This is a genomic window from Ramlibacter sp. (genome assembly GCF_036676645.1).
In the GTDB taxonomy this organism is placed as follows: Bacteria; Pseudomonadota; Gammaproteobacteria; order Burkholderiales; family Burkholderiaceae_C; genus Ramlibacter.
The window spans coordinates 1-23,533 of record NZ_JAKFCM010000107.1; the positions used below are offsets into that span (position 1 = coordinate 1).

Consider the following 23,533-nt stretch of genomic DNA (forward strand, 5'->3'; position numbering starts at 1 on the left):
CGCTGCGACGGCCGGGGCGACGGCGCCGGGCCCGGCCGGCGCGGGGGGCCGGTCCGGAGCCGGGGGCTCGATGGCGCGAACGGCCAGCGGCGCCGGACGCAGGGCCGGCTGCAGGCGGCCCGGCGCCAGCCACAAGGCGAACACGTGCAGCGTGGACACGGCCAGCGCCAGCACCCCGAGCGGCCGCAACGGCACGCCCGGGGCCGCGTTCATCCGCGCCAGCCCAGGTCGCTGGACAGTTGCGCCGCGGCCTGCCGCAAGGGGCCATGCACGGCGCCGTTCCAGGCGGGGTCGAAGGTGCCGGTGGGGCCGAGCGCGACCAGGCCCAGCGCCATGTGGCCGTCGGCGTCGAACACCGGCAGGCAGAACCCGATGATGCCGGGCAGCACCACGTCGACCACCCGGGCGGCGCCGCGCTGGCGCACTTCCTCGAGCAGCGTGCGCACCTGCGCCATGGACGCCGGCAGGTCGCTGCGGCCCTGCTTCTGGGCGCGCGCCAGTTCCTCGCGCAGCAGCGGGGTGATCGCTTCCTTGGGCGCCCAGGCCGCGAAGCAGCGGCCGGTGGCCGAGGTCAGCAGCGGCATCACGTCGCCCAGGCGCAGGTTCACGGTGACCGCCGAGGGCGACTCTTCCCAGTGCACGATGGTCGGCCCGTGGTTGCCCCAGACGGCCAGCGCCAGCGTGTGGCCGATGCGCTCCATCAGGCCGGCGATGCGCTCGCGCGCCAGCTTGACCGCGTCCAGCCGCGACAGCGCGGCGAGCCCCAGTTTGAGCGCCGCAGGTCCCAGGTCATAGCGGGTGGTCGCGGCGTCCTGCACCACCAGCTGCAAGCGCTGGAAGCTCACCAGGTAGCGGTGCGCCTTGGCGGCGCTCATGCCGGCAGCGGCGGCGAGGTCGCGCAGCATCAGCGGCCCGCGCGCCTGGCCCAGCGCATCGAGCAGCGCGAAGCCCACCTCCACCGACTGGATCCCGGCGCGTTCCTTCATGCCTTCACGCGCGGGGGCTTCTTGTAGAATTTCGATTAGGTAAATTCATTTCACCATGCGTAACGCGACGGTCGGCGCCGACTCTAGCGCAACACGCGAAACGAAGGCAATTCCCGGATGAAGCTTGCGACCTACAAGGACGGTTCGCGCGACGGCCAGCTGGTGGTGGTCTCGCGCGACCTGGCGACGGCCCATTATGCGACCGGCATTGCCGCGCGCCTGCAGCAGGCGCTGGACGACTGGGGCTTCATCGCCCCGCAACTGCAGGACCTGTACGAGGCCCTGAACCAGGGCAAGGCGCGCCACGCCTTCCCGTTCGAGCCGCAGCGCTGCATGGCGCCGCTGCCGCGCGCCTACCAGTGGGCCGACGGCTCGGCCTACATCAACCACGTGGAACTGGTGCGCGCCGCGCGCAAGGCGGAAGTGCCGGCTACCTTCTACACCGACCCGCTGATGTACCAGGGCGGCAGCGACGACTTCATCGGCCCCTGCGACGACGTGGTGGTCCCCAGCGAGGACTACGGCATCGACTTCGAGGCCGAGGTGGCGGTGATCACCGGCGACGTGCCCATGCAGGCCACGCCCGAGCAGGCGCTGGACGGCATCCGCCTGCTGATGCTGGCCAACGACGTCAGCCTGCGCAACCTGATCCCGGCCGAACTGGCCAAGGGTTTCGGCTTCTTCCAGAGCAAGCCGGCCACCGCCTTCAGCCCGGTGGCGGTCACGCCCGACGAACTGGGCGACGCCTGGCAGGGCGGGCGCGTGCACCTGACGCTGCAGGCCACCTGGAACGGCCGCAAGGTCGGGATGTGCGAGGCCGGCCCGGAGATGACCTTCCACTTCGGCCAGCTGATCGCCCACATCTGCAAGACCCGCAACGTGCGCGCCGGCAGCATCGTCGGCTCCGGCACCGTCAGCAACAAGGGCGTCGAGCAGGGCGGCCGGATGGAGTGGCCCAAGGGGTACAGCTGCATCGCCGAGAAGCGCGCCATCGAGACCATCCAGGACGGCCGGCCGGGCACCGACTTCATGAAGTTCGGCGACACCATCCGCATCGAGATGAAGGGCCGCGACGGCCAGAGCCTCTTCGGGGCGATCGACCAGAAGATCGCGGCGCCGGCGTAAGGCACCACCCTTGTCATTGCGGCCTTGCGCCGCAATCCATCCCCGGTGCCGGAACGCGCACGCGCGGCGGGCAGAACCCGGGAGATGGATCCTGGCTTTCGCCAGGATGACAGCGGGAGGGGAGGACCCGGCTGACCCGGCCTGTCCCCTACAACCGCAGCCAGGGCGTCCCCGACTCCTGCGCCTCGGCCTGCCCCAGGGCCTCCAGGAAGGTGTCGCACCACCAGTGCACGTCCTGCCGGCGCAGCGTCGCCAGCAGCGCGCCATGCCGCTCGCGCCGTTCCTCCAGCCCCATCTGCAGCGCCAGGTGGATGGTCGCCGCCGTGCCTTCGATGTCGTAGGGATTGACCATCAACGCTTCCTTGAGCTGCTCGGCGGCGCCGGCGAAGCGCGACAGCACCAGCACGCCGGGGTCCTCCGGGTCCTGCGCCGCGATGAACTCCTTGGCCACCAGGTTCATGCCGTCACGCAGCGGCGTCACCAGCGCCACTCGGCTGGCCCGGTACAGCCCCGGCAGGCGGGCCCGCGCGACCGTGCGGTGCATGTAGCGCACCGGCATCCAGTCCAGCTCGCCGTAGTTGCCGTTGATCGCCCCGCACAGGCTCTCCAGCTCGTGCAGGATGTCGGTGTAGGCGCTGACGTCCTCGCGGCTGGGCGAGGCGATCTGGATCAGCGTGGCGCTCTGGCGCGTCTCCGGATAGCGCGCCAGCAGCTCGCCGAAGGCGCGGATGCGCTGCGGCAGCCCCTTGGAGTAGTCCAGCCGGTCCACCCCCACCAGCACCTTGCGGCGCGAGTACTCGCGCCGCATGCGCTCGTACATCTCGCGCGCCTCGGGTGCTTCGGCCAGCGCCTGGAACTCGTCGACGTCCAGGCCGATCGGCAGCGCCAGCGGGTGGATGGTGCGGTTGAATACGCGCCAGCGCCCGCCGCCGGCCTCCTGGGCATGGGCCTCGTCCTGGATGTAGCGGCAGAAGTGGTCGTGGTCGGCGTGGCTCTGGAAGCCCAGGGCGTCGTACGAGCACAGGCCCTTCATCAGCCAGTCGTGGCCCGGGATCGCCGCCAGGATCAGCGGCGGCGGCAGCGGGATGTGCAGGAAAAAGCCGATCGGCTGGGTGCAGCCCAGCGCCCGCAGCTCCGCCGCCAGCGGGATCAGGTGGTAGTCGTGCACCCAGATCACGTCGTCCGGGCGCAGCAGGGGCAGCAGGGCGCGGGCGAACAGCTGGTTCACGCGCCGGTAGCCTTCGATGTAGCCGGCGTCGAAGTCGGCCAGGTCGAGGCGGTAGTGGAACACCGGCCACAGCACGCCGTTGGAGTAGCCGACGTAGTAGGACTCGTAGTCGGCCGGGCTGAGATCGACGGTGGCGAGCTTGACCGGCCCGGCCTGCTGCTGGTGCACGCGCGGTTCGCCCCCGCCGGACGGCGAGCCGCCGTCGTCGGACAGCTTGCCGCTCCAGCCGAACCACAGCCCGCCGCTGCGCTTGAGCACCTCGCCCAGGGCCACGGCCAGTCCGCCCGCCGCCGTCCTGCGCGGGTCGGCCACGCGGTTGGAAACGGCGACGATCCGGCCCATGGGTAGGCGCCGCTCAGATCACCGTGTCCCACGGCGCCGACAGGCGCACCGCGGCGTTGATCAGGCCGACCATGGAGTAGGTCTGCGGGAAGTTGCCCCACATCTCGCCGGTCTGCGCATGGGTGTCTTCGGACAGCAGCCCGAGCGGGTTGCGGCTGCCCAGCATCAGCTCGAAGATCTCGCGCGCCTCGCGCTTGCGGCCGATGCGCGCCAGCGCGTCGATGCGCCAGAAGGTGCAGATGTTGAAGGCGGTCTCGGGCTTGCCGAAGTCGTCGGCGGCCTCGTAGCGGCGCATGTAGGGCCCGTCGCACAGGCACGCCCCCAGCGCGTCGACGGTGGCGACGAAGCGCGGGTCCTTCGGATCGATGAAGCCGACCTCGGCCATCAGCAGCGCGCTGGCGTCCAGGTCGCGTCCGCCGAAGCTCTCGGCGAAGGCCTGCCGCTCCTCGCTCCAGGCCTCGCGCAGGATGCGCTCGCGGATGGTGTCGGCGCGCCCGCGCCAGTAGTCGGCCCGGTCGCCCAGCGCCAGCGTGACCGCCACCTTCGCCAGCCGGTCGCACGCCGCCCAGCCCATCAGCGCCGAGGACGTGTGGATGCGCGCGCGGGTGCGCAACTCCCACATGCCGGCGTCGGGCGTGTCGTAGATGCGGAAGGCCTGCTCGCCGACGGCTTCCAGCGAGGCGAATTCGGCGCGGCCGGAACGGCGCAGCAGCCGGTGGTCGTGGAAGGCCTGGGCCGCGCCCAGCACGATGTTGCCGTACACGTCGTGCTGGAAGTGTTCGGCGGCCTGGTTGCCCACCCGCACCGGCCCCATGCCGCGATAGCCCCCCAGGTGCCCGAGGATGGACTCGGGCAGCTGTTCCTCCTGGCCGACCCCGTACAGGGGCTGGATGTGGCCGCCGCGCGAGCGCACGATGACGTTGTTGAGCCAGCGCAGGTACTCCTCCATGGTCGCCACTTCGGAGATGCTGTTGAGCGCGCGCACGACGAAGAAGGCGTCGCGCAGCCAGCAGTAGCGGTAGTCCCAGTTGCGCCCGCTGTCCGGCGCCTCGGGGATGCTGGTGGTCATGGCCGCGACGATCGCGCCGGTGTCCTCGAACAGCGACAGCTTGAGCGTGATGGCGGCGCGGATCACCGCATCCTGCCACTCGAGCGGCAGCGTCAGCGACCGGGTCCAGTGGCGCCAGTAGGTGGCGGTGTCCTGCTCGAACGAGCGCGCGGTGTCCTCGATGCCCCCGGTCAGCGTCTCGTCCGGCCCCAGGATGAAGTTCAGCGGCCGGTCGACCACGAAGAAGGTCTCGGACAGGATGTATTCGATCGGCGCGTCGGTGTTCACGCGCAGCGTCTGCTGCGGCCCGACGAAGCGGATGTGGGTGCTGCCGCGGGTGACCTGGGGCTGGTGCCGGCCCCAGTCGAAGCGCGGTCGCAGCACCACGCGCATGCGCGGCGTGCCACCCAGCACGCGCACGCGGCGGATCAGCGTCAGCGGCCGGAAGGTGCGGTTGCGGCTCCAGAAGCGCGGCGCGAAATCGGAGATCTCGATGCCCTGGCCCTGGCGGTCGTACAGCCGGGTGCGCAGGATCGCGGTGTTGGGCTCGTAGTGGTGCTCGCTGCGCGCGAAGTCCTCCAGCTCGAAGGCCCACAGGGCCGCGTTCTCGCTCGGGTCCAGCAGCGCGTTGAAGACCGGATCGCCGTCGAAGCGCGGCAGGCAGCACCAGACGACGCTGCCCCGCTCGTCGACCAGCGCGCTGTACGCGCAATTGCCGACCACGCCGAGGTTCAGGTTGGGGATCGAGGTGTTGGCTCGCATCGCGGAAGGCCTTTCGCCGCGGCGGGAGCGCGTTGCGCGGCAGCGAATGCGGCCGGGCGGCTCATGCCGTGTCCTTGCGGGTGACCTTCATGGCCACCGCGTTCTCGAATTCCAGGCGCAGCGCGCCCGGGTGCGACAGGCGCTGCCAGGCCACGGTCGGGCCCTCGCCCACCTTGACGCCCAGCCCGCCCAGCCGCTGCACCGCGGCAAAGCCCGCTTCGTCGGTGACGTCGTCGCCGACGAACACCGGCGTGCGGCCGGCAAACGGCGGCTCGCGCAGGAAGGCTTCGATGGCGCTGCCCTTGCTGGCACCACCCGGCTTGGCCTCCACCACCATCTTGCCGCGCAGCAGCGCCAACCCGGGCGACTGGTCCACCGCCTGCTCCATCGCCTCGATGCACAGGGCCTCGAGCTGCGGCGCCTGCCGGTAGTGCAGGGCGAGCGAACGGTCCTTGTGTTCCAGCAGCAGCTCGGGATGGCGCGCCACCAGCGCCCGCGCCGCCTGCTCCACCGTCTCGAGCGGATGCGCCGGCAGCCGCGCGATCGCGCCGTCGGCGGCGCGGCGCTCGGCCCCGTGCACCCCCGCCACCGGCAGTCGCAAGGGGTCGAGGAAACGATCGATCTCGCGGATCGGCCGGCCGCTGACCACCGCCATGGCCCCCCCGAGGTATTGCTGCAGGGCATCCAGCAGGGGCACCAGGCCGGAGGGGACGACGACGGCGCCGGGCTCCGGCGCGATGTCCACCAGCGTGCCGTCGAAGTCCAGGAACAGCGCACAGGCCGGACACAGGATGTCGACGAAATTCATGGACCCTGACCGTAACACGGGGGTGGCGCGGACCGCCCGCCGCAGCCACCGTGGCCCTGCGTAGGACGCGGCTTACAGGCGGAGCGGGCCGCGCGGCCCCGCATCACTGCGGCGCGTACAGGCCCTGCAGCGAACGGAAACCCTTGACCTCGATCGGGTTGCCGCAGGGGTCGCTGAAGAACATGGTCCATTGCTCGCCCGGCTGGCCGGGGTAGCGCAGGTGCGGCTCGATGATGAAGGCGGTGCCGGCCGCGCGCAGCCGTTCGGCCATCGCCTGCCATTGCGGCAACTCCAGCACGAGGCCGAAGTGCGGCATCGGCACCAGCTGGTCGCCCACGCGGCCGGTGCGGCTGGTGGCGAACGGCGTGCCCAGGTGCAGCGACAGCTGGTGGCCGAAGAAATCGAAGTCGACCCAGGTGTCGGTGCTGCGGCCCTCCGTGCAGCCCAGGACGCCGCCGTAGAAACGGCGCGCCGCGTCGAGGTCGGTCACGTGGAAGGCGAGGTGGAATAAGCTTGCCATCCCGCAAGACTACTGCACCGAGCTGCCATGGACTACTCGCGCTACCGCACCCTTGCCATCAGCCGCCGCGGCCCGGGCGACTCGGTGCTCGACATCGTCATGCGCGCCCCCAACGGCAAGCTGCCCACCGCCGGCCACGACGGCCACCGCGAACTGGCCGAGGTCTGGCGCGACGTGTCGGCCGACGACGGCGTGCGCTGCGCCGTGCTGCGCGGGGAGGGCCAGGGCTTCTCCGGCGGCGGCGACCTGTCGCTGGTGCAGGACATGAGCACCGACTTCGAGGTGCGCAGCCGCGTCTGGAAGGAGGCGCGCGACCTGGTCTACAACGTGATCAACTGCGACAAGCCGATCGTCAGCGCCATGCACGGGCCGGCCGTGGGCGCCGGGCTGGTGGCGGGACTGCTGGCCGACATCCCGATCGCGGCCCGGAACGCGAAGATCGTCGACGGCCACACCCGGCTGGGCGTGGCGGCCGGCGACCACGCCGCCATCGTCTGGCCGCTGCTGTGCGGCATGGCCAAGGCCAAGTACTACCTGATGCTGTGCGAGCCGGTCAGCGGCGAGGAAGCCGAGCGCATCGGCCTGGTGGCGCTGGCGGTGGACGATGCGCAGCTGGTGCCCAAGGCCTACGAGCTGGCGGACCGGCTGGCGCAGGGCAGCCAGAGCGCGATCCGCTGGACCAAGTACTCGCTCAACAACTGGCTGCGCCAGGCGGGGCCGGCCTTCGACACCTCGCTGGCGCTGGAATTCATGGGGTTCGGCGGGCCCGACGTGCGCGAGGGCGTGGCGTCCCTGCGCGAGCGCCGGGCGCCGAAGTTCCCGGGCGCCTGAGTCCCCGGACCGTTGCGCCAGGTCAAGCGCGGCCGGGTACGGCGCGCGGCCCTGGACGACCGGCCGATAATCACGGGCATGCAGCGCCTGCGCCAAGCCCGCGTCCTCGCCCGCCTCGTGCTGGCCTGGTTCGCGCTGTCGATCGGTGTCGCGGTCGCCTCGCCGATCGTCCAGCCCAAGGCGCTGGACCTGGTCTGCAGCGGCGGCGCGATGAAGCTGCTGGTCAAGGCCGACGACGGCGGTGCCCCGACCGCCACCCACACCTTCGACTGCCCGCTGTGCGCCAGTGTCGTGCCGCCGCCGCCCGCCGTGCTGGCCGCGACGGCGTTGCTGCCGCTGGGCGAGGTGCTGCGGCCGATCCCGGCCCGCTCTCCCGCCGCGCGTTCCGCGGCGCCGCTGCCGGCCCGCGGGCCACCCGTCCTCCTGGCCTGAACCGATCCCGGCCGCGGTGCGCCCGCGTGCCGGTCCTGGACTGCTCGCCCCGCGCGTTGCGGTCCGGCCGGAGACGGCCGAGCAGGAGGTGTCGGCCTCTGCCCTCCAGGCGCGCCGGGCCACCTGGCCGCAGCCACCCCCATTGAAACAAGGAATTCAACCATGAACACGATCTCCAAGACCTTGCTGGGCGCCGTGCTGGCGCTCGCTTCCATCGCCGGTGCCTGGGCGCAGGCGGCCGCCCCTGTCACGGTGCTTGCTCCCTGGGCGCGCGCCAGCGTGCAGGGCCAGCGCGCCTCGGGCGCCTTCATGACGCTGGTGGCGCAGGAGCCGCTGACCCTGGTGGGTGCGGCCAGCCCGGTGGCCGGCCTTGCCGAGGTGCACGAGATGAAGATGGAAGGCGACGTGATGCGCATGCGTCCGGTCGCCGAGCTGAAGCTCGAGCCCAACCGGCCGGTCCAGCTCAAGCCGGGCGGCCACCACCTGATGCTGCAGGAGCTCAAGGCGCCCCTGGCGGCCAACACCCGCATCCCGCTCACCCTGAGCTTCAAGACGTCGTCCGGCGAGCTGCGCGAACTGGCGCTGCAGGTGCCGGTGTCCGCCGTGCCGCCGCGCGAGGCGGGGGCCGCCGATGCGCACGGGCACGGACACGGGAAGCACTGATCCGCCAGCCGCAGGCGCGGCTTTTCCGGCCGCAATGCTCTAAGCTGGCGCCATTCGTCCGATGAAAGGCGCGGCCATGAGCGAGCAAGATCCCCTGGGCTTCGGCAAGTTCGTGCCCGGGTTCGACTTCCTGCAGAACCTGGCCAAGGGCGCCGGCCAGGCCATCCCGCAGATGCCCAACCTGGCCAACTGGGTCGCGCCCACGCTCAATGTCGAGGAGCTGGAAAAGCGCGTCGAAGAACTCAAGGCCGTGCACTTCTGGCTGGACCAGAACTCCCGGGCGCTGGCCGCCACCATCCAGGCGCTGGAGGTGCAGAAGATGACGTTGGCCACGCTCCAGGGCATGAACTTCAACATGGCCGACGTGGCCAATGCGTTCAAGCTCAAGGCCGCCGACACCGTGCTCGGCGGGGTGCAGAAGGCCACCGAGACGGCCGCCGGCGCCGCCGGCACCGTCTCGGGCGTCGCGCGGCCCGCGCGCGGGCGCAAGTCCGCCAGCCCGGCGGCGGGCAAGGGCGGCAATGGCGTGGTCGACCCGATGCAGTGGTGGGGCGCGCTGACGCAGCAATTCCAGCAGATCGCGGCCGACGCGTTCCAGGATGCGGCGCGCAACACTGCCGTCGATACGGCGCGCCACATGGCCCGCGACGCGGTCCGGTCGGCCGGCGACGTGATGCGCGCCGCCGCCCCGGGCGCGGGTGCGAAAGCCGCCCGCAAGTCTTCGGGTGGCACCGCCAAGGCGCGCAAGGGCGCGTCCCGCAAGCGTTCCCCCAGCCGCTGACGGTCTCGGCACGATGAAGCTGTTCCCGTTCGCGCATGCCACCCATCCGCATTGGCCGATGGCGGCCGGGCTGGTGCTGGCGCAGTTGCGCGCCCAGATGGCGCTGCCCGACTACGCCGCGGCGCCGACGCTGGGGCTGCTGTACATCACCGACCACTACGCGGCGCAGGCGCAGGACATCCTGGACCAGCTCTCGGCCGGGCTGCCGGAAGTCACCGACTGGGCCGGCACGGTCGGCGTGGGCATCGCGTCCAGCAACGTCGAGTACTTCGACGAGCCGGCGCTGGCCGTCATGCTGTGCGCCGTGCCGCCGCACCAGTACCGGGTGTTCTCCGGCGTGGCGCCGCTGGGCGGCGGCGAGGGCATGGGTTTCGAGCCGTACACCGCGCTGGTGCACGCCGATGCGTCCACGCCCGAACTCGGCGAGCTGGTGGCCGAGATGGCCGATCGCACCGCCACCGGCTACCTGTTCGGCGGGCTGGCGGCCAGCCGCAGCGACACCGTGCAGTTCGCGGTCGGCGGCAACGGCAACATCCGGGGCCAGGGCAAGGCCGGCGGCGTGTTCCGCGGCGGCCTGTCGGGGGTGGCGTTCGGCGAGGGCGTGCGACTGGTTTCGCGCGTGACCCAGGGTTGCCAGCCGCTCGGCCGCGAGCGCGTGGTCACCGCCGCCGAGGGCAACGTGCTGCTGGCGCTGGACGGCGAGCCGGCGCTCGACCTGCTGCTGGACGAAGCGCAGATCTCGCTGGACCGGCCCGAGGCGGCCATCGCCCGGCTGCGCGCCACCCTGGTCGGCCTGACCGCGCCGGGCGAGGACCTGATGGCGCGCGGCGGCACCTTCGGCGCCGACGTCGAAGTGCGGCACATCATCGGGCTGGACCCGGGCCGGCGCGGCGTCGCGGTGGCCAGCCGGGTCGAGCCCGGCATGCGCATGGCCTTCTGCAGCCGCAACGCGCAGGCGGCGCGCGCGGACCTGGTGCGCATCTGCTCCGAGATCCGCGAGGAGCTGGAGCCCGAGGAAATGCCGCGGCCGGTCGCCGCTGCCCTGGCGGCGCCGGAGGCGCAGGCCGCGCCCAGCCCCGAGCGGCGCATCGCCGGCGCCGTCTACGTCAGCTGCGCCGGCCGCGGCGGCCCGCACTTCGGCGGCCCCAGCGCGGAACTGCAGATCGTGCGGCGCGCACTGGGCGACGTGCCGCTGGTGGGCTTCTTCGCCGGCGGCGAGATCGCGCGCCACCACCTGTACGGCTACACGGGCGTGCTGACCGTGTTCCGCTGAGCGGCCTTTCTCCTTCGTGCGCCCGCCCGTGCAGAATGCGGCGCAGCTGCCGCCAATGGCAGCCTGACGAGGGGAGGAGACCATGGGAAAGGCGCTGCGCCTGTCGGAGAAGTGGTTCCGCCGCGGCCTGTGGCTGGTGGCGTTCGTGTTCGCGGGTTTCCTGATCGGACTGGGCGGCACCCTGGTGGGCGACCTGCCCAAGGTGGAGCAGCGGCTCACGCTGGACGACTTCCTGGACCGCGCCACCGCCGAGCGGCTGCGCGCCGACATCAAGGCCGGCGAGCGGGCCCAGCGCGACGCGCAGTCGGCGCTGGAGCAGGTCCGGCTCAAGCTGCAGGTGGCGCGCGCCGACTCGAACAGCGCGCGCGAGACCTTCAACAACTGGCTGGCGACGCGGCGCGCCACCCAGCTGGCGGAGCAGGACACCGAGCTGCTGGCGCGCACCCGCCAGCTCGATGCGCTCAAGCAGGCCGAGCGCAGCGCGCAGGCCGCCGTCGAGCAGCAGGAGCAGGCGGCGCTGGACGCGCGCCAGCGGCAGGAACGCTCGCGACGGAGCCTGACGGACATGCAGCAGGAGGCCGGCAAGCGCCTCTCCGCCGAGCAGCGCAAGGTGGAACTGCGCGTGTTCCTGTACCGGCTGGCGCTCACCCTGCCGCTGCTGGCGGTGGCCGGCTGGCTGTTCCGCCACAAGCGCAGGAGCACCTACTGGCCCTTCGTCTGGGGCTTCATCCTGTTCGCGCTGTTCACCTTCTTCGTCGAACTGGTGCCTTACCTGCCCAGCTACGGCGGCTACGTGCGCTACGCGGTGGGCATCCTCATCACGGTGCTGGCCGGCCGCCAGGCCATCCTGGCGCTGGAGCGCTACCTGCAGCGGCAGAAGGCGGCCGAGCAGAAGCCGGACGCCGAGCGGCGCGAGGAACTGCCCTACGACACCGCCCTGGCGCGACTGGCCAAGGGCGTGTGCCCGGGCTGCGAGCGGCCGGTGGACCTGAAGAACGAGAAGATCGACTTCTGCCCGCACTGCGGCATCGGCCTGTTCGACCGCTGCGGCCACTGCGCCACGCGCAAGAACGCGTTCGCCCGCTTCTGCCACGCCTGCGGCACCGGCGCGGCGGCGCCCGGCTCCGCGCAGCCGGCGGCCGCAGGCGCCTGAGCGCCACGGTCGCCCGCGCGCATCACACGCCTCGCGCCCGGTCTTCGCGGAACTGCCGCGCGAACGCCGCGAAGCGCTGCTCGTCCAGCGCCTGCCGGATCTCGCGCATCAAATTCAGGTAGTAGTGCAGGTTGTGGATGCTGGCCAGCATCGGCGCCAGCATCTCGCCGCAGCGCTCCAGGTGGTGCAGGTAGGCGCGCGAGAAGCCGCCGCTCACGCTGCCATCGGCGCGCACGTGGCCGCGGCAGGTGTAGCAGCCGCAGGTCTCGTCCAGCGGGCGCTCGTCGCTGCGATGCCGGGCATTGCGGATCTTCAGGTCGCCGAAGCGGGTGAACAGGTGGCCGTTGCGGGCATTGCGGGTGGGCATCACGCAGTCGAACAGGTCCACGCCGTTGGCCACGCCGTCCACCAGGTCCTGCGGCGTGCCCACGCCCATCAGGTAGCGCGGCTTGTGCGCCGGCAGGCGGTGCGGCGTGTGGGCGACGATGCGCTGCATGTCCTCCTTGGGTTCGCCGACGCTGACGCCGCCGATGGCGTAGCCGGGGAAGTCCATCTCGACCAGCGCGGCCAGCGATTCCTCGCGCAGGCGCTCGAACATGCCGCCCTGCACGATGCCGAACAGCGCGTTCGGGTTTTCCAGCCGCGCGAACTCGGCCCGGCAGCGCAGCGCCCAGCGGCGCGACAGCTCCATCGAGAAGCGCGCTTCGGCCTCGGTGGTGACATGGCCCTTGGTCTCGTAGGGCGTGCACTCGTCGAACTGCATCACGATGTCGCTGTTCAGCGCGGTCTGCACCTGCATCGAGACCTCGGGCGTGAGGAACAGCCGGTCGCCGTGGACCGGCGAGGCGAACTTCACGCCCTCCTCGCTGATCTTGCGCATCTCGCCCAGGCTCCAGACCTGGAAGCCGCCGGAGTCGGTCAGGATCGGCCGCTGCCAGCCTTCGAAGCGGTGCAGCCCGCCGAACTGCGCCAGCACGTCCAGCCCGGGACGCATCCACAGGTGGAAGGTGTTGCCCAGGATGATCTGGGCGCCCATCTCCTCCAGCGAGCGCGGTGTCACGCCCTTGACCGTGCCGTAGGTGCCCACCGGCATGAAGACCGGCGTCTGCACGACGCCGTGGTTGAGGGTCAGCCGGGCGCGGCGCGCGCGGCCCTCGGTGGCGAGGATCTCGAATTGCAGCATTTCAGGTCAGGAGTGCTGTTCAGGGCGTTGCGCCCGCCGATCAGCAGTGGCCATTTCGCAGGGTCGCGTGGCCGCCGCGGAACCGGCTTTGCCGGGCCGCAGGTGGCGCCCCTTGAGGGGAGGCGGCCGCAGGCCGCTTCGGGGTGGTCGTCATTTTCGCTCGAGGAGCATGGCGTCGCCGTAGCTGAAGAACCGGTAGCGCTGTTCGACGGCATGCCGGTACAGCCCCATCACGTGCTCGTGGCCGGCGAAGGCCGACACCAGCATCATCAGCGTGGACCGGGGCAGGTGGAAGTTGGTGACCATCAAGTCCACCAGCCGGAAGCGGAAGCCCGGCGTGATGAAGATGTCGGTGTCGCCCTCGGTCTGGCCGGTCAGCGCCCAGCTCTCCAGCGTGCGCACGGTGGTGGTGCCGACGGCGACGATGCGGCCGCCGTGCAGGCGGGTATGCGCGATCGCCTCCTGTGTTGCCGCCGGGATCTCGTACCACTCGCTGTGCATGCGGTGCTGCGCAATATCGTCGGTGCGCACCGGCTGGAAGGTGCCGGCGCCCACGTGCAGGGTGAGGCTGGCGCGGCGCACGCCGCAGGCCTCCAGGCTGGCGAGCACGGCGTCGTCGAAGTGCAGGGCCGCGGTGGGCGCGGCGATGGCGCCGGGCGAGCGGGCGAACACCGTCTGGTAGCGCTCGGCATCCTGCGCCGTGTCGGCGTGCTCGATGTAGGGCGGCAGCGGCACGTGGCCGTGGCGCTCCATCAGCGCGAACGGTTCGTCGCTGAAACCGAAGCGGAACAGCGGGCCGTCCGCGTCGGGCCAGCGTCCGAGCAGGGTGGCGGTGAAGCCGCCTTCCATCGCCAGCGTGGTGCCCACGGGCGGCTTCTTGCTCGCGCGCAGGTGGACCACGGCCTCGCAGCCGCGCAGCACGCGCTCGACCAGCATTTCGACGCGCCCGCCGGTGGGCTTCTCGCCGAACAGGCGGGCCTTGATCACCTGGGTGTCGTTGAACACCAGCAGGTCGCCGGGGGTGAGCAGGGCCGGCAATTCGCGGAACACGCGGTCGGCCGGCGCCGCGTGGCGGCCATCGAGCAGGCGCGAGGCGCTGCGCTCGGCGGCCGGCTGCTGGGCGATCAGTTCGGGGGGCAGGGCGAAGTCGAAGTCGCCCAGGGTGAATGCGCGCATGCTTGAGGGCTGGACGGAGCCCGTTCCAAGTCGGAAGGCAGAATTGTCCCATGCCCGCTGCCCAGGCCCTGTCCGCGCCGCAGAAAGCCCTGCTCAAGCTGGGATTGGCGCGCGACATCGACCTCGCCCTGCACCTGCCTTACCGCTACGAGGACGAGACGCGCATCGTGAAGCTGCGCGATGCGCGCGACGGCGACACGGTGCAGGTCGAGGGCACGGTCACCGACAGCCACATCGCCTACAAGCCGCGCCGGCAGCTGGTGGCGACCCTCGACGACGGCACCGGCACCTGCGTGCTGCGCTTCTTTTCCTTCTACCCCTCGCAGCAGAAGGCGCTGGCGGCGGGCAACCGGATCCTCGCCCGCGGCGAACTCAAGGCCAGCCTGTACGGCCGCCAGATGGTGCACCCGGTGTGCAAGCCCGCCGGCGGCACGCTGCCGCAGGCGCTCACGCCGGTCTATCCGTCGGTCGCGGCGCTGCCGCAGGCCTACCTGCGCAAGGCGGTGCTGGCGGGGCTGGCGCGCGCCGACCTTTGCGAGACGATCCCGGCGGAGCTGGCATCGCAACTCGGGCTGGCGCCCGCGTGGACGCTGCGCGAGGCGCTGGAATTCCTGCACCATCCGGGGCCGGATACCGCCCTCGCCACGCTGGAGGACCACAGCCATCCGGCCTGGCAGCGCCTGAAGGCGGAGGAGCTGCTGGCCCAGCAGTTGTCGCAGCTGGAAAGCAAGCGCGAACGCGGCCGGTTGCGCGCGCCGGTGCTTCGCACCGGCAGGAACGGGCTGCACGAGCAGCTGCTGGCGGCGCTGCCGTTCGCGTTGACGACGGCGCAGCGCCGGGTCGGCGAGGAGATTGCGAGCGACATCGGGCGGCCGGTGCCCATGCACCGCCTGCTGCAGGGCGACGTGGGCTCGGGCAAGACGGTGGTGGCGGCACTGGCGGCGGCGATTGCCATCGACGCGGGCTGGCAGTGCGCGCTGATGGCGCCCACCGAGATCCTGGCGGAGCAGCACTTCCGCAAGCTGGTCGGCTGGCTGGAGCCGCTGCTCGCGCCGCTGGGGCGCAGCGTGGCCTGGCTGACCGGCGGGCAACGCAGGAAGGAGCGTGGCGCGATGCTGGAGGCGTTGGCGAGCGGCGATGCGGCGCTGGTCGTCGGCACGCACGCGGTGATCCAGGAGCAGGTGCAGTTCCGCCGCCTGGGACTGGCGATCATCGACGAGCAGCACCGGTTCGGCGTGGAGCAGCGGCTGGCGCTGCGGGGGAAAGTGTCCGGCGCCCTCGAACCCCACCTGCTGATGATGTCCGCCACGCCCATCCCGCGCACGCTGGCGATGAGCTACTACGCGGACCTGGACGTCTCCACCATCGACGAGCTGCCGCCGGGGCGCACGCCGGTCGTCACCAAGGTGGTGGCCGACAGCCGGCGCGACGAGGTCATCGAGCGCATCCGCGCGCAGCTCGCGCAGGGCCGGCAGGCCTACTGGGTCTGCCCGCTGATCGAGGAGAGCGAGGCGCTCGACCTGCGCAACGCCACCGAGACCCACCAGGAACTGGCCGCCGCGCTGCCCGGCGTGCAGGTCGGCCTGCTGCATTCGCGCATGCCGGCCGGCGAGAAGAAGGCGGTGATGGCGCTGTTCGCCGGCGGGCAGATGGGCGTGCTGGTGTCCACCACGGTGATCGAGGTCGGGGTCGACGTGCCCAATGCCTCCCTGATGGTGATCGAGCATGCCGAGCGCTTCGGGCTGTCGCAGTTGCACCAGTTGCGCGGGCGGGTCGGCCGCGGCGCGGCGGCGTCGGCCTGCGTGCTGCTGTATGCCCCCGGCGAGAACGGTCGGCTGGGCGAGACCGCGCGGGACCGGCTCAAGGCCATGGCGGAAACCGGCGACGGCTTCGAGATCGCGCGGCGCGACCTGGAGATCCGCGGCCCGGGCGAGTTCCTGGGTGCGCGCCAGTCCGGCGCGCCGCTGCTGCGGTTCGCCGATCTCGCCACCGACACCGGCTTGCTGCAGGCGGCGCGCCGGCTGGCGCCGCAGATGCTGGATCGCTTTCCCGAGCACGCGCAGCGGCACGCCGAGCGCTGGTTGGGGGGAAAATCCGAGTACCTCAAGGCCTGACCCCGGCACCCCAAGACCGACCGAATGACCCTCACCGAGCTCAAGTACATTGTCGCCGTGGCCCGGGAGAAGCACTTCGGCAAGGCCGCCGAAGCCTGCTTCGTCTCGCAGCCGACCCTGTCGGTGGCCGTGAAGAAGCTGGAGGACGAACTGGAGGTCAAGATCTTCGAGCGCAGCGCCAACGAGGTCAGCGTCACCCCGCTGGGCGAGGACATCGTGCGCCAGGCGCAGAGCGTGCTGGAGCAGGCCGCCGCGATCAAGGAGATCGCCAAGCGCGGCAAGGATCCGCTGGCGGGCCCGCTCAAGCTGGGTGTGATCTACACCATCGCGCCCTACCTGCTGCCCTCGCTGGTGCGCCAGGCCATCGACCGCACGCCGCAGATGCCGCTGATGCTGCAGGAGAACTTCACGGTCAAGCTGCTGGAGATGCTGCGCACCGGCGAGATCGACTGCGCCATCATGGCCGAGCCCTTCCCGGACACCGGGCTGGCGCTGGCGCCCCTGTACGACGAGCCGTTCCTGGCCGCCGTGCCGGCCAGCCACCCGCTGGTGCAGCGCAAGGCGGTCAATGCCCAGGAGCTCAAGAGCGAGACCATGCTGCTGCTGGGCACCGGCCACTGCTTCCGCGACCACGTGCTGGAGGTCTGCCCGGAGTTCGCGCGCTTTTCCAGCGACGCCGAAGGCATCCGCAAGAGCTTCGAGGGCTCCTCGCTGGAGACCATCAAGCACATGGTGGCGGCCGGCATGGGCGTGACGCTGGTGCCGCGCCTGTCGGTGCCGGCCGAGGCGCTGGACCCCAGGCCGCGGCGGCGCAAGGACGACCAGGCCTTCGTGCGCTACATCCCGTTCGAGGGCGAGCCGCCCAGCCGGCGCGTGGTGCTGGCCTGGCGGCGCAGCTTCACCCGCTACGAGGCGATCGCCGCGCTGCGCAACGCGATCTACGCCTGCGAACTGCCGGGCGTCAAACGCCTGTCGTGAGCTGCGCAGTGGGCGCCCGCGGCGTCCACGGGACGCCGCGATCCCGTAAAGTGGGATCACCACACGCAAGGAGTCAACGGATGAGCAGTCCTGCACCCATCAACATCGGGATCAACGAAGCCGACCGCGCCTCGATCGCCGATGGACTGAGCCGCCTGCTGGCCGACAGCTACACGCTGTACCTCACCACGCACAACTTCCACTGGAACGTGACCGGCCCGATGTTCAACACGCTGCACGACATGTTCATGCAGCAGTACACCGACCTGTGGGGTGCACTCGACATCGTCGCCGAGCGCATCCGTGCCCTGGGGCATTTCGCGCCGGGTTCCTATGCCGCGTTCGGCAAGCTGGCATCGGTGCCCGACGCCCCAGCCGAGCCGCCCAAGGCCCTGGAGATGGTGCGCATCCTCGTGAAGGGCCACGAGGCGGTGGCGCGCACCGCCCGCGGGCTGGTGCCCACGGCCGACAAGGCGGGCGACGAACCGACGCTGGACCTGCTGACCCAGCGGCTGGACTTCCACGAGAAGACCGCCTGGATGCTGCGCAGCCTGCTCGAGGGCGAATAGCCCGCCGGCGGGGGCGCGGGCGGCACGCCGTAACATCGCGCGGTGAGCCTGCCTGTCCAGCCACCGCGCAAGCTGCGCCTCTACCTCGACCTGATCCGCTGGGACCGGCCGGCCGGCTGGCTGCTGCTGCTGTGGCCCACGCTGAGCGCGCTGTGGGTGGCGGCGCACGGCTTCCCCGGCTGGCACCTGCTGGCGGTGTTCACGCTCGGCACCGTCCTGATGCGCAGCGCCGGCTGCTGCGTCAACGACGTGGCCGACCGCGAGTTCGACCGCCACGTCAAGCGCACCGCGCAGCGGCCGGTCACGGCCGGGCGCATCGGCGTGAAGGAGGCGCTGGCGCTGGGCGCCGCACTGGCGCTGGCGGCGTTCGCGCTGGTGCTGACCACCAATGCCGCCGCCATCGCGTGGTCGTTCGCGGCGCTGGCGATCGCGCTGCTCTACCCCTACGCCAAGCGGCTCGTGTCGATGCCGCAGGCGGTGCTGGGGGTGGCCTTCAGCTTCGGCATCCCGATGGCGTTCGCGGCGGTGCAGTCGCGCGTGCCGCTGCTGGCCTGGGTGCTGCTGCTGGGCAACCTGTTCTGGGTGCTGGCCTACGACACCGAGTACGCCATGGTGGACCGCGACGACGACCTGCGCATCGGCATCAAGACGTCGGCCATCACGCTCGGCCGCGCCGACGTGGCGGTGGTGATGGCCTGCTATGGCGCCTTCCTGGCGATCTGGCTGCTGGCGCTGGCCCCGCGCGCGCTCGGCTGGCCGTTCCTGCTGGGGATTGCCGCCGCGGCGGCGCAGGCCCTCTGGCACTGGCGACTGATCCGGGAGCGCACGCGCGAGGGCTGCTTCAAGGCCTTCCGCCTGAACCACTGGGTGGGCTTCGCGGTGTTTGCCGGCATTGCCGCCGGCTACGCGCTGAAGTAGCGCGGCTTCAGTCGCGGCCGAATTCGTCGCCGAGCTCGGCGGCGCGCCGGCAGGCCGCGTGCATCGCTGCGACGAAGTGCCGGGCGACCCCCGCCTGCTCCATGGACGTGAGCGCCGCGTAGGTGGTGCCGCCCTTGGACGTGACCCGCTCGCGCAGCACCTGCGGCGGGTCGCCGGCCGTGCGCGCCAGCTCCGCCGCACCGGTGAAGGTGCCGATCGCCAGCTGCAGCGCCTTGGCCGGCGGCAGCCCCATCTCTTCCCCGGCCTTCGCCATCGCTTCGATGAAATAGAAGACGTAGGCGGGCCCGGAGCCGGAGAGCGCCGTGACGGCATCCAGCTGCGCCTCCTGGTCGACCCACAGCGTGGCGCCGGTGGGCGCCAGCACCTGCTCGGCCAGCGCGCGGTCGGGGTCGGCGACGCCCGGGCGCGCGAACAGGGCCGTCATGCCGCGGCCGACCAGCGCCGGCGTGTTGGGCATGCAGCGCACCACACGCTCGCTGGCCAGCCAGCGGGCGATGCTGTCGGAGCGGATGCCGGCGGCCACGCTCAGGTGCAAGGCCGCGGCAGCGTGCGCGGCCACCGGCTGCGCGGCCTCCCGGAAGGCCTGCGGCTTGACGGCCCAGACCACCAGTTGGGCGCGGCCCAGGGCAGGGCCGGCGGCCGCGTCGGACTTCACCCCCAGGTCGCGCGCCAGCCGCGCGCGCGCTTCGCTCCAGGGCTCGACGACCTGCACGTGGGCTGCGGGCAGCCCCTGCCGGAGCAGGCCGCCGATGATGGCGGTGGCCATGTTGCCGCCCCCGATGAAGGCGATGCGGGTGTCCTGGAGTGCCATGCCGGCAAGTCTAAGCGGGGCATGGCCGCGCTGCGAGACAATCGCGCCCGATGGATCGAGAGCAACTGCTGGCCCGCCTGGCCAGTCCGACGACCTGGGACCTGGCCGTCGTCGGAGGAGGAGCCACCGGGCTGGGGGTCGCGCTGGATGCGGCGGCGCGCGGCTTCTCGGTGGTGCTGCTGGAGTCGCACGACTTCGGCGGCGGCACCTCCTCGCGGGCCACCAAGCTGGTGCACGGCGGCGTGCGCTACCTGGCCCAGGGCAATGTGCCGCTGGTTCGCGAGGCGCTGCACGAGCGCAGCGTGCTGCTGCGCAACGCGCCGCACCTGGCCCAGCCGCTGCCCTTCGTCATGCCGTCGTACCGGTTGTGGGAGACGCCCTTCTATGGCGCCGGCCTCAAGCTGTACGACGCCCTGGCCGGCAAGGCCGGCCTGGCGCCGACCCGCTTGCTCAGCCGCGCCGGCACGCTGCAGGCGCTGCCCAACGCCCGTGCCTGGGGGCTCAAGGGCGGGGTCGAATACTGGGACGGCCAGTTCGACGATGCGCGGCTGGCGCTGGCGCTGGCGCGCACGGCGGCCGCGCGCGGCGCGCTGCTGGTGAACTACTGCGCGGCCACGCAGGTCCGGCACGAGGGCGGGCGCGCCAGCGGCCTGCACGCCCAGGACCGCGAAAGCGGCCGCAGTTTCGAGGTGCACGCCCGCTGCGTGATCAACGCCACCGGCGTCTGGGTGGACCGCCTGCGCGAGCAGGAGGGCCAGGCGCTGGGGCGGCCGGTGCGGCCCATCGTGGCGCCCAGCCAGGGCGTGCACGTGGTGGTGGACCGCTCCTTCCTGCCCGGCACCCACGCGCTGATGGTGCCCAAGACGGCCGACGGCCGGGTGCTGTTCGGCGTGCCCTGGCTGGGCAAGGTGATCCTGGGCACCACCGATACCCCGCGCAACGACCTGGCGCGCGAGCCGCGGCCGTTCCCGCAGGAGCTGGAGTTCATCCTGGGCGAGGCGGGCCGCTACCTGGCCCGGGCGCCCCGGCTGGGCGACGTGCGCAGCATCTGGGTCGGCCTGCGCCCGCTGGTCAAGCCGCAGGAGGGCGACGGCGGCCCGACCAAGGCCTTGAGCCGGGAGCACACCGTGCTGGTCGGCGCCTCCGGGCTGGTCAGCGTCACCGGCGGCAAGTGGACGACCTACCGCGCCATGGCTGAAGACGTGCTCGAGCGCTGCTTCAAGGCGAACCTGCTGTCGCGGCGTCCGGGCGGAGTGACCACCAACTTGATCTTGATCGGGGGTGAGCTGGGCGGGCGCGCGCCGGTGGCCCTGTGCGAGCCGCCGGGGCTGCACCTGTATGGATCCGAGGCCGCCGCGGTGCAGGCGCTGCCGGGCGCCGCCACCGAGCTGGGCGGCGGCCTGACCGAGGCCATGGTGCGCTTTGCCGCCCGCCACGAGTACGCCCGGACCGTGGAAGACGTGCTGGCGCGCCGCTCGCGCCTGCTGTTCCTGGACGCGGCGCTGGCCGCCCGGCTGGCGCCGGCGGTGGCCCGGCTGCTGCGCGAGGAGACCGGCATCGACCCGCAGCAGGCCGCCTTCGATGGCCTGGCGGCCAGCTACCTGCCCGAGCGCCAACCGGCCTGAGGGTGGCCGGCGGGTAGGCATTTGACAGCGCCAGCGGATAAGGCATAATCGCGGGCTCGCCTATTTTTGGGCGAGCTTTCAGCCTACAGCGGATCCGGGCGGCGCAAGCCGCCTCGGGGACGACAGGCCCAAGACTGACCTGATCGCGGCGGCAGCGCACGCAGGGACCACCGGTTCCGTCGCCGCATCGGGGACAAGTTGGGAAACATACAAATGATCCAGACTGAATCCCGGCTCGAAGTCGCCGACAACACGGGCGCGAAGTCCGTCCTGTGCATCAAGGTGCTCGGTGGCTCCAAGCGTCGCTACGCCAGCGTGGGCGACATCATCAAAGTCAGCGTCAAGGAAGCTGCGCCGCGCGGCCGCGTCAAGAAGGGCGAGGTCTACAGCGCCGTCGTGGTGCGCACGGCCAAGGGCATCCGCCGCGGCGACGGCTCGCTGATCAAGTTCGACGGCAACGCCGCCGTGCTGCTCAACAACAAGCTGGAGCCGATCGGCACCCGCATCTTCGGCCCGGTGACGCGCGAGCTGCGCACCGAGAAGTTCATGAAGATCGTGTCGCTGGCCCCCGAGGTCCTGTAAGGGGAACGCAATGAACAAGATCCGCAAAGGCGACGAGGTCATCGTCCTGGCCGGACGCGACAAGGGCAAGCGCGGCAAGGTCGTCCTGCGCAAGGACGACGAGCGCGTGGTGGTCGAGGGCATCAACCTGGTGAAGAAGCACACCAAGCCCAACCCGATGGCCGGCACCACCGGCGGCATCGTCGAGAAGGCCATGCCGATCCACCAGTCCAACGTGGCGATCTGGAACCCCGCCACCGGCAAGGCCGACCGGGTCGGCATCAAGGTCGAGGGCGACAGGCGCGTGCGCGTGTTCAAGTCCAGCGGCGAAGAAATCAAGGTGGCATGACCATGGCACGACTGCAACAGCATTACCGCGAGAAGGTGGTCCCCGAGCTGACCGAGAAGTTCGGCTACAAGTCGCCGATGGAGGTGCCGCGCCTGACCAAGATCACGCTGAACATGGGCGTGAGCGAGGCGGTGGCCGACAAGAAGGTGATGGACAACGCCGTCGGCGACCTGACCAAGATCGCCGGCCAGAAGCCGGTCGTGACCAAGGCCAAGAAGGCCATCGCCGGCTTCAAGATCCGCGAGGGCCAGGCCATCGGCTGCATGGTGACCCTGCGCGGCGTGAAGATGTACGAGTTCCTGGACCGCTTCGTCACCGTGGCGCTGCCGCGCGTGCGCGACTTCCGCGGCATCTCCGGCCGCGCCTTCGACGGCCGCGGCAACTACAACATCGGGGTCAAGGAACAGATCATCTTCCCCGAGATCGAGTACGACAAGGTCGATGCCCTGCGCGGCCTGAACATCAGCATCACGACCACGGCCAAGACCGACGACGAGTGCAAGGCGCTGCTCGCGGGCTTCCGTTTCCCGTTCAAGAACTGAAGGCGCAGCATGGCCAAGACAGCATTGATCCAACGCGAACTCAAGCGCGACAAGATGGTCGCCCAGTACGCCAAGAAGCATGCCGAACTGAAGGCGATCGCCGGCGACGCCAAGCGCAGCGACGAGGAGCGCGCCGCCGCCCGGCTGGCGCTGCAGAAGCTGCCGCGCAACGCGAACCCCACGCGCCAGCGCAACCGCTGCGAGATCACCGGCCGCCCGCGCGGCACCTTCCGCCAGTTCGGCCTGGCCCGCAACAAGATCCGCGAGATGGCCTTCACCGGCGACATCCCGGGCGTGATCAAGGCCAGCTGGTAAGCGGCGAGGAGTGACAAGACATGAGCATGAGTGATCCCATCGCCGACCTGCTGACCCGCATCCGCAATGCGCAGATGGTGGCCAAGCCGTCGGTGAGCGTGCCTGCCTCCAACCTCAAGGTCGCGATCGCCCAGGTCCTCAAGGACGAGGGCTACATCGACGGCTTCGAGGTGACCAAGGACGGCAACAAGAGCCAGCTCGAGATCGCGCTGAAGTACTACGCCGGCCGTCCGGTGATCGAGCGCATCGAGCGCGTCAGCCGCCCCGGCCTGCGCGTCTACAAGGGCCGCGACGCCATCCCGCAGGTCATGAACGGCCTGGGCGTGGCGATCGTCACCACGCCCAAGGGCGTGATGACCGACCGCAAGGCGCGCGCCACCGGCGTCGGTGGCGAAGTGCTGTGCTACGTGGCGTAACGG

Annotated in this window: 25 protein-coding genes and 1 pseudogene; 17 read left to right on the forward strand and 9 right to left on the reverse strand. The window is 71.4% G+C overall.

Annotation, left to right across the window (positions count from 1 at the left end):
* Positions 1-213: pseudogene (locus V6M57_RS16750) on the reverse strand (hypothetical protein); the annotation flags it as partial.
* Positions 210-986 carry an IclR family transcriptional regulator gene (locus V6M57_RS16755; RefSeq protein ID WP_332816147.1) on the reverse strand — a complete coding sequence of 259 codons (777 nt, stop codon included), beginning with the start codon at positions 984-986 and terminating at the stop codon, positions 210-212. The pseudogene V6M57_RS16750 and the gene V6M57_RS16755, both read right to left, overlap by 4 nt.
* A 117-nt stretch (positions 987-1,103) precedes the next feature.
* Between V6M57_RS16755 and V6M57_RS16760 the strand changes: the two genes are divergently transcribed.
* Positions 1,104-2,111, forward strand: coding sequence for a fumarylacetoacetate hydrolase family protein (locus tag V6M57_RS16760; protein WP_332816148.1), 1,008 nt, complete (start codon positions 1,104-1,106; stop codon positions 2,109-2,111).
* A gap of 148 nt (positions 2,112-2,259) precedes the next feature.
* Here V6M57_RS16760 and V6M57_RS16765 read toward each other — a convergent pair whose 3' ends face one another.
* From V6M57_RS16765 to V6M57_RS16780, 4 genes are all read right to left on the reverse strand, one after another.
* A complete protein-coding gene (locus tag V6M57_RS16765; RefSeq protein WP_332816149.1) occupies positions 2,260-3,681 on the reverse strand; it encodes an alpha,alpha-trehalose-phosphate synthase (UDP-forming) in 1,422 nt (473 codons plus the stop codon).
* A 13-nt stretch (positions 3,682-3,694) separates the two neighbouring features.
* Positions 3,695-5,491: a glycoside hydrolase family 15 protein gene (locus V6M57_RS16770; RefSeq protein ID WP_332816150.1), complete on the reverse strand. Its 1,797-nt coding sequence runs from the start codon at positions 5,489-5,491 to the stop codon at positions 3,695-3,697.
* Positions 5,492-5,552: 61 nt separating this feature from the next.
* Positions 5,553-6,299 (reverse strand): trehalose-phosphatase, encoded by a 747-nt coding sequence (otsB, locus tag V6M57_RS16775; RefSeq protein WP_332816151.1) that lies wholly within the window; start codon positions 6,297-6,299, stop codon positions 5,553-5,555.
* Between the two features lie 103 nt (positions 6,300-6,402).
* Positions 6,403-6,819, reverse strand: coding sequence for a VOC family protein (locus V6M57_RS16780; protein ID WP_332816152.1), 417 nt, complete (start codon positions 6,817-6,819; stop codon positions 6,403-6,405).
* 27 nt (positions 6,820-6,846) lie between these two features.
* Between V6M57_RS16780 and V6M57_RS16785 the strand changes: the two genes are divergently transcribed.
* The 6 genes from V6M57_RS16785 to V6M57_RS16810 all read left to right on the forward strand — a co-directional run bounded on the left by V6M57_RS16785 (position 6,847) and on the right by V6M57_RS16810 (position 11,952).
* Positions 6,847-7,650, forward strand: coding sequence for an enoyl-CoA hydratase/isomerase family protein (locus tag V6M57_RS16785; RefSeq protein WP_332816153.1), 804 nt, complete (start codon positions 6,847-6,849; stop codon positions 7,648-7,650).
* A gap of 78 nt (positions 7,651-7,728) precedes the next feature.
* Positions 7,729-8,082, forward strand: coding sequence for a DUF2946 family protein (locus V6M57_RS16790; RefSeq protein WP_332816154.1), 354 nt, complete (start codon positions 7,729-7,731; stop codon positions 8,080-8,082).
* A 162-nt stretch (positions 8,083-8,244) separates the two neighbouring features.
* Positions 8,245-8,745: a copper chaperone PCu(A)C gene (locus V6M57_RS16795; RefSeq protein WP_332816155.1), complete on the forward strand. Its 501-nt coding sequence runs from the start codon at positions 8,245-8,247 to the stop codon at positions 8,743-8,745.
* Between the two features lie 76 nt (positions 8,746-8,821).
* Positions 8,822-9,526, forward strand: coding sequence for a PhaM family polyhydroxyalkanoate granule multifunctional regulatory protein (locus V6M57_RS16800; protein WP_332816156.1), 705 nt, complete (start codon positions 8,822-8,824; stop codon positions 9,524-9,526).
* Positions 9,527-9,539: 13 nt separating this feature from the next.
* Positions 9,540-10,799, forward strand: a complete 1,260-nt coding sequence (locus tag V6M57_RS16805) for an FIST signal transduction protein (protein ID WP_332816157.1) — start codon at positions 9,540-9,542, stop codon at positions 10,797-10,799.
* Between the two features lie 82 nt (positions 10,800-10,881).
* Positions 10,882-11,952: a serine endopeptidase gene (locus V6M57_RS16810; protein ID WP_332816158.1), complete on the forward strand. Its 1,071-nt coding sequence runs from the start codon at positions 10,882-10,884 to the stop codon at positions 11,950-11,952.
* Between the two features lie 22 nt (positions 11,953-11,974).
* On the opposite strand, the gene tgt is transcribed toward V6M57_RS16810, so the two are convergent.
* Positions 11,975-13,135, reverse strand: a complete 1,161-nt coding sequence (gene tgt / locus V6M57_RS16815) for a tRNA guanosine(34) transglycosylase Tgt (protein WP_332816159.1) — start codon at positions 13,133-13,135, stop codon at positions 11,975-11,977.
* Between the two features lie 150 nt (positions 13,136-13,285).
* Entirely contained in the window at positions 13,286-14,311 is a 1,026-nt protein-coding gene (queA, locus tag V6M57_RS16820; RefSeq protein WP_332816160.1) for a tRNA preQ1(34) S-adenosylmethionine ribosyltransferase-isomerase QueA, read from the reverse strand.
* A gap of 50 nt (positions 14,312-14,361) precedes the next feature.
* Between queA and recG the strand changes: the two genes are divergently transcribed.
* The 4 genes from recG (at position 14,362) to ubiA (ending at position 18,890) form a co-directional block, all read left to right on the forward strand.
* A complete protein-coding gene (gene recG, locus V6M57_RS16825) occupies positions 14,362-16,425 on the forward strand; it encodes an ATP-dependent DNA helicase RecG (protein WP_332816161.1) in 2,064 nt (687 codons plus the stop codon).
* Positions 16,426-16,449: 24 nt separating this feature from the next.
* Positions 16,450-17,403 carry a hydrogen peroxide-inducible genes activator gene (locus tag V6M57_RS16830; protein ID WP_332816162.1) on the forward strand — a complete coding sequence of 318 codons (954 nt, stop codon included), beginning with the start codon at positions 16,450-16,452 and terminating at the stop codon, positions 17,401-17,403.
* 80 nt (positions 17,404-17,483) lie between these two features.
* Positions 17,484-17,972: a Dps family protein gene (locus V6M57_RS16835; protein ID WP_332816163.1), complete on the forward strand. Its 489-nt coding sequence runs from the start codon at positions 17,484-17,486 to the stop codon at positions 17,970-17,972.
* Between the two features lie 42 nt (positions 17,973-18,014).
* Positions 18,015-18,890 carry a 4-hydroxybenzoate octaprenyltransferase gene (gene ubiA, locus V6M57_RS16840; protein WP_332816164.1) on the forward strand — a complete coding sequence of 292 codons (876 nt, stop codon included), beginning with the start codon at positions 18,015-18,017 and terminating at the stop codon, positions 18,888-18,890.
* A 7-nt stretch (positions 18,891-18,897) separates the two neighbouring features.
* Here ubiA and proC read toward each other — a convergent pair whose 3' ends face one another.
* Positions 18,898-19,722 carry a pyrroline-5-carboxylate reductase gene (gene proC / locus V6M57_RS16845; RefSeq protein WP_332816165.1) on the reverse strand — a complete coding sequence of 275 codons (825 nt, stop codon included), beginning with the start codon at positions 19,720-19,722 and terminating at the stop codon, positions 18,898-18,900.
* Between the two features lie 50 nt (positions 19,723-19,772).
* Here proC and V6M57_RS16850 point away from each other — a divergent pair, with 50 nt between their 5' ends.
* From V6M57_RS16850 to rpsH, 6 genes are all read left to right on the forward strand, one after another.
* Positions 19,773-21,347 (forward strand): glycerol-3-phosphate dehydrogenase/oxidase, encoded by a 1,575-nt coding sequence (locus V6M57_RS16850; RefSeq protein ID WP_332816166.1) that lies wholly within the window; start codon positions 19,773-19,775, stop codon positions 21,345-21,347.
* Positions 21,348-21,560: 213 nt separating this feature from the next.
* The gene (gene rplN, locus V6M57_RS16855; RefSeq protein ID WP_271232770.1) at positions 21,561-21,929 is read left to right on the forward strand and encodes a 50S ribosomal protein L14; all 369 of its coding nucleotides are present in this window, start codon (positions 21,561-21,563) and stop codon (positions 21,927-21,929) included.
* 10 nt (positions 21,930-21,939) lie between these two features.
* Positions 21,940-22,257: a 50S ribosomal protein L24 gene (rplX, locus tag V6M57_RS16860; protein ID WP_332816167.1), complete on the forward strand. Its 318-nt coding sequence runs from the start codon at positions 21,940-21,942 to the stop codon at positions 22,255-22,257.
* A gap of 2 nt (positions 22,258-22,259) precedes the next feature.
* A complete protein-coding gene (gene rplE, locus V6M57_RS16865; protein WP_332816168.1) occupies positions 22,260-22,799 on the forward strand; it encodes a 50S ribosomal protein L5 in 540 nt (179 codons plus the stop codon).
* 9 nt (positions 22,800-22,808) lie between these two features.
* Positions 22,809-23,114: a 30S ribosomal protein S14 gene (gene rpsN, locus V6M57_RS16870; RefSeq protein WP_332816169.1), complete on the forward strand. Its 306-nt coding sequence runs from the start codon at positions 22,809-22,811 to the stop codon at positions 23,112-23,114.
* A gap of 20 nt (positions 23,115-23,134) precedes the next feature.
* Positions 23,135-23,530 carry a 30S ribosomal protein S8 gene (rpsH, locus tag V6M57_RS16875; protein WP_324916791.1) on the forward strand — a complete coding sequence of 132 codons (396 nt, stop codon included), beginning with the start codon at positions 23,135-23,137 and terminating at the stop codon, positions 23,528-23,530.
* Positions 23,531-23,533: the final 3 nt, after the last annotated feature.

Bases quoted from the DNA above. Each gene is read 5' to 3' on its own strand.
- V6M57_RS16800 (WP_332816156.1), top strand. From the start codon at position 8,822: ATGAGCGAGCAAGATCCCCTGGGCTTCGGCAAGTTCGTGCCCGGGTTC.
- V6M57_RS16785 (WP_332816153.1), top strand. From the start codon at position 6,847: ATGGACTACTCGCGCTACCGCACCCTTGCCATCAGCCGCCGCGGCCCG.
- tgt (WP_332816159.1), bottom strand. From the start codon at position 13,135: ATGCTGCAATTCGAGATCCTCGCCACCGAGGGCCGCGCGCGCCGCGCC.
- V6M57_RS16805 (WP_332816157.1), top strand. From the start codon at position 9,540: ATGAAGCTGTTCCCGTTCGCGCATGCCACCCATCCGCATTGGCCGATG.
- V6M57_RS16795 (WP_332816155.1), top strand. From the start codon at position 8,245: ATGAACACGATCTCCAAGACCTTGCTGGGCGCCGTGCTGGCGCTCGCT.
- proC (WP_332816165.1), bottom strand. From the start codon at position 19,722: ATGGCACTCCAGGACACCCGCATCGCCTTCATCGGGGGCGGCAACATG.
- V6M57_RS16755 (WP_332816147.1), bottom strand. From the start codon at position 986: ATGAAGGAACGCGCCGGGATCCAGTCGGTGGAGGTGGGCTTCGCGCTG.
- rplE (WP_332816168.1), top strand. From the start codon at position 22,260: ATGGCACGACTGCAACAGCATTACCGCGAGAAGGTGGTCCCCGAGCTG.
- rplX (WP_332816167.1), top strand. From the start codon at position 21,940: ATGAACAAGATCCGCAAAGGCGACGAGGTCATCGTCCTGGCCGGACGC.
- rplN (WP_271232770.1), top strand. From the start codon at position 21,561: ATGATCCAGACTGAATCCCGGCTCGAAGTCGCCGACAACACGGGCGCG.
- rpsN (WP_332816169.1), top strand. From the start codon at position 22,809: ATGGCCAAGACAGCATTGATCCAACGCGAACTCAAGCGCGACAAGATG.
- V6M57_RS16770 (WP_332816150.1), bottom strand. From the start codon at position 5,491: ATGCGAGCCAACACCTCGATCCCCAACCTGAACCTCGGCGTGGTCGGC.
- queA (WP_332816160.1), bottom strand. From the start codon at position 14,311: ATGCGCGCATTCACCCTGGGCGACTTCGACTTCGCCCTGCCCCCCGAA.
- otsB (WP_332816151.1), bottom strand. From the start codon at position 6,299: ATGAATTTCGTCGACATCCTGTGTCCGGCCTGTGCGCTGTTCCTGGAC.
- V6M57_RS16810 (WP_332816158.1), top strand. From the start codon at position 10,882: ATGGGAAAGGCGCTGCGCCTGTCGGAGAAGTGGTTCCGCCGCGGCCTG.
- recG (WP_332816161.1), top strand. From the start codon at position 14,362: ATGCCCGCTGCCCAGGCCCTGTCCGCGCCGCAGAAAGCCCTGCTCAAG.
- V6M57_RS16760 (WP_332816148.1), top strand. From the start codon at position 1,104: ATGAAGCTTGCGACCTACAAGGACGGTTCGCGCGACGGCCAGCTGGTG.
- V6M57_RS16765 (WP_332816149.1), bottom strand. From the start codon at position 3,681: ATGGGCCGGATCGTCGCCGTTTCCAACCGCGTGGCCGACCCGCGCAGG.
- rpsH (WP_324916791.1), top strand. From the start codon at position 23,135: ATGAGCATGAGTGATCCCATCGCCGACCTGCTGACCCGCATCCGCAAT.
- V6M57_RS16835 (WP_332816163.1), top strand. From the start codon at position 17,484: ATGAGCAGTCCTGCACCCATCAACATCGGGATCAACGAAGCCGACCGC.
- V6M57_RS16830 (WP_332816162.1), top strand. From the start codon at position 16,450: ATGACCCTCACCGAGCTCAAGTACATTGTCGCCGTGGCCCGGGAGAAG.
- V6M57_RS16790 (WP_332816154.1), top strand. From the start codon at position 7,729: ATGCAGCGCCTGCGCCAAGCCCGCGTCCTCGCCCGCCTCGTGCTGGCC.
- V6M57_RS16780 (WP_332816152.1), bottom strand. From the start codon at position 6,819: ATGGCAAGCTTATTCCACCTCGCCTTCCACGTGACCGACCTCGACGCG.
- V6M57_RS16850 (WP_332816166.1), top strand. From the start codon at position 19,773: ATGGATCGAGAGCAACTGCTGGCCCGCCTGGCCAGTCCGACGACCTGG.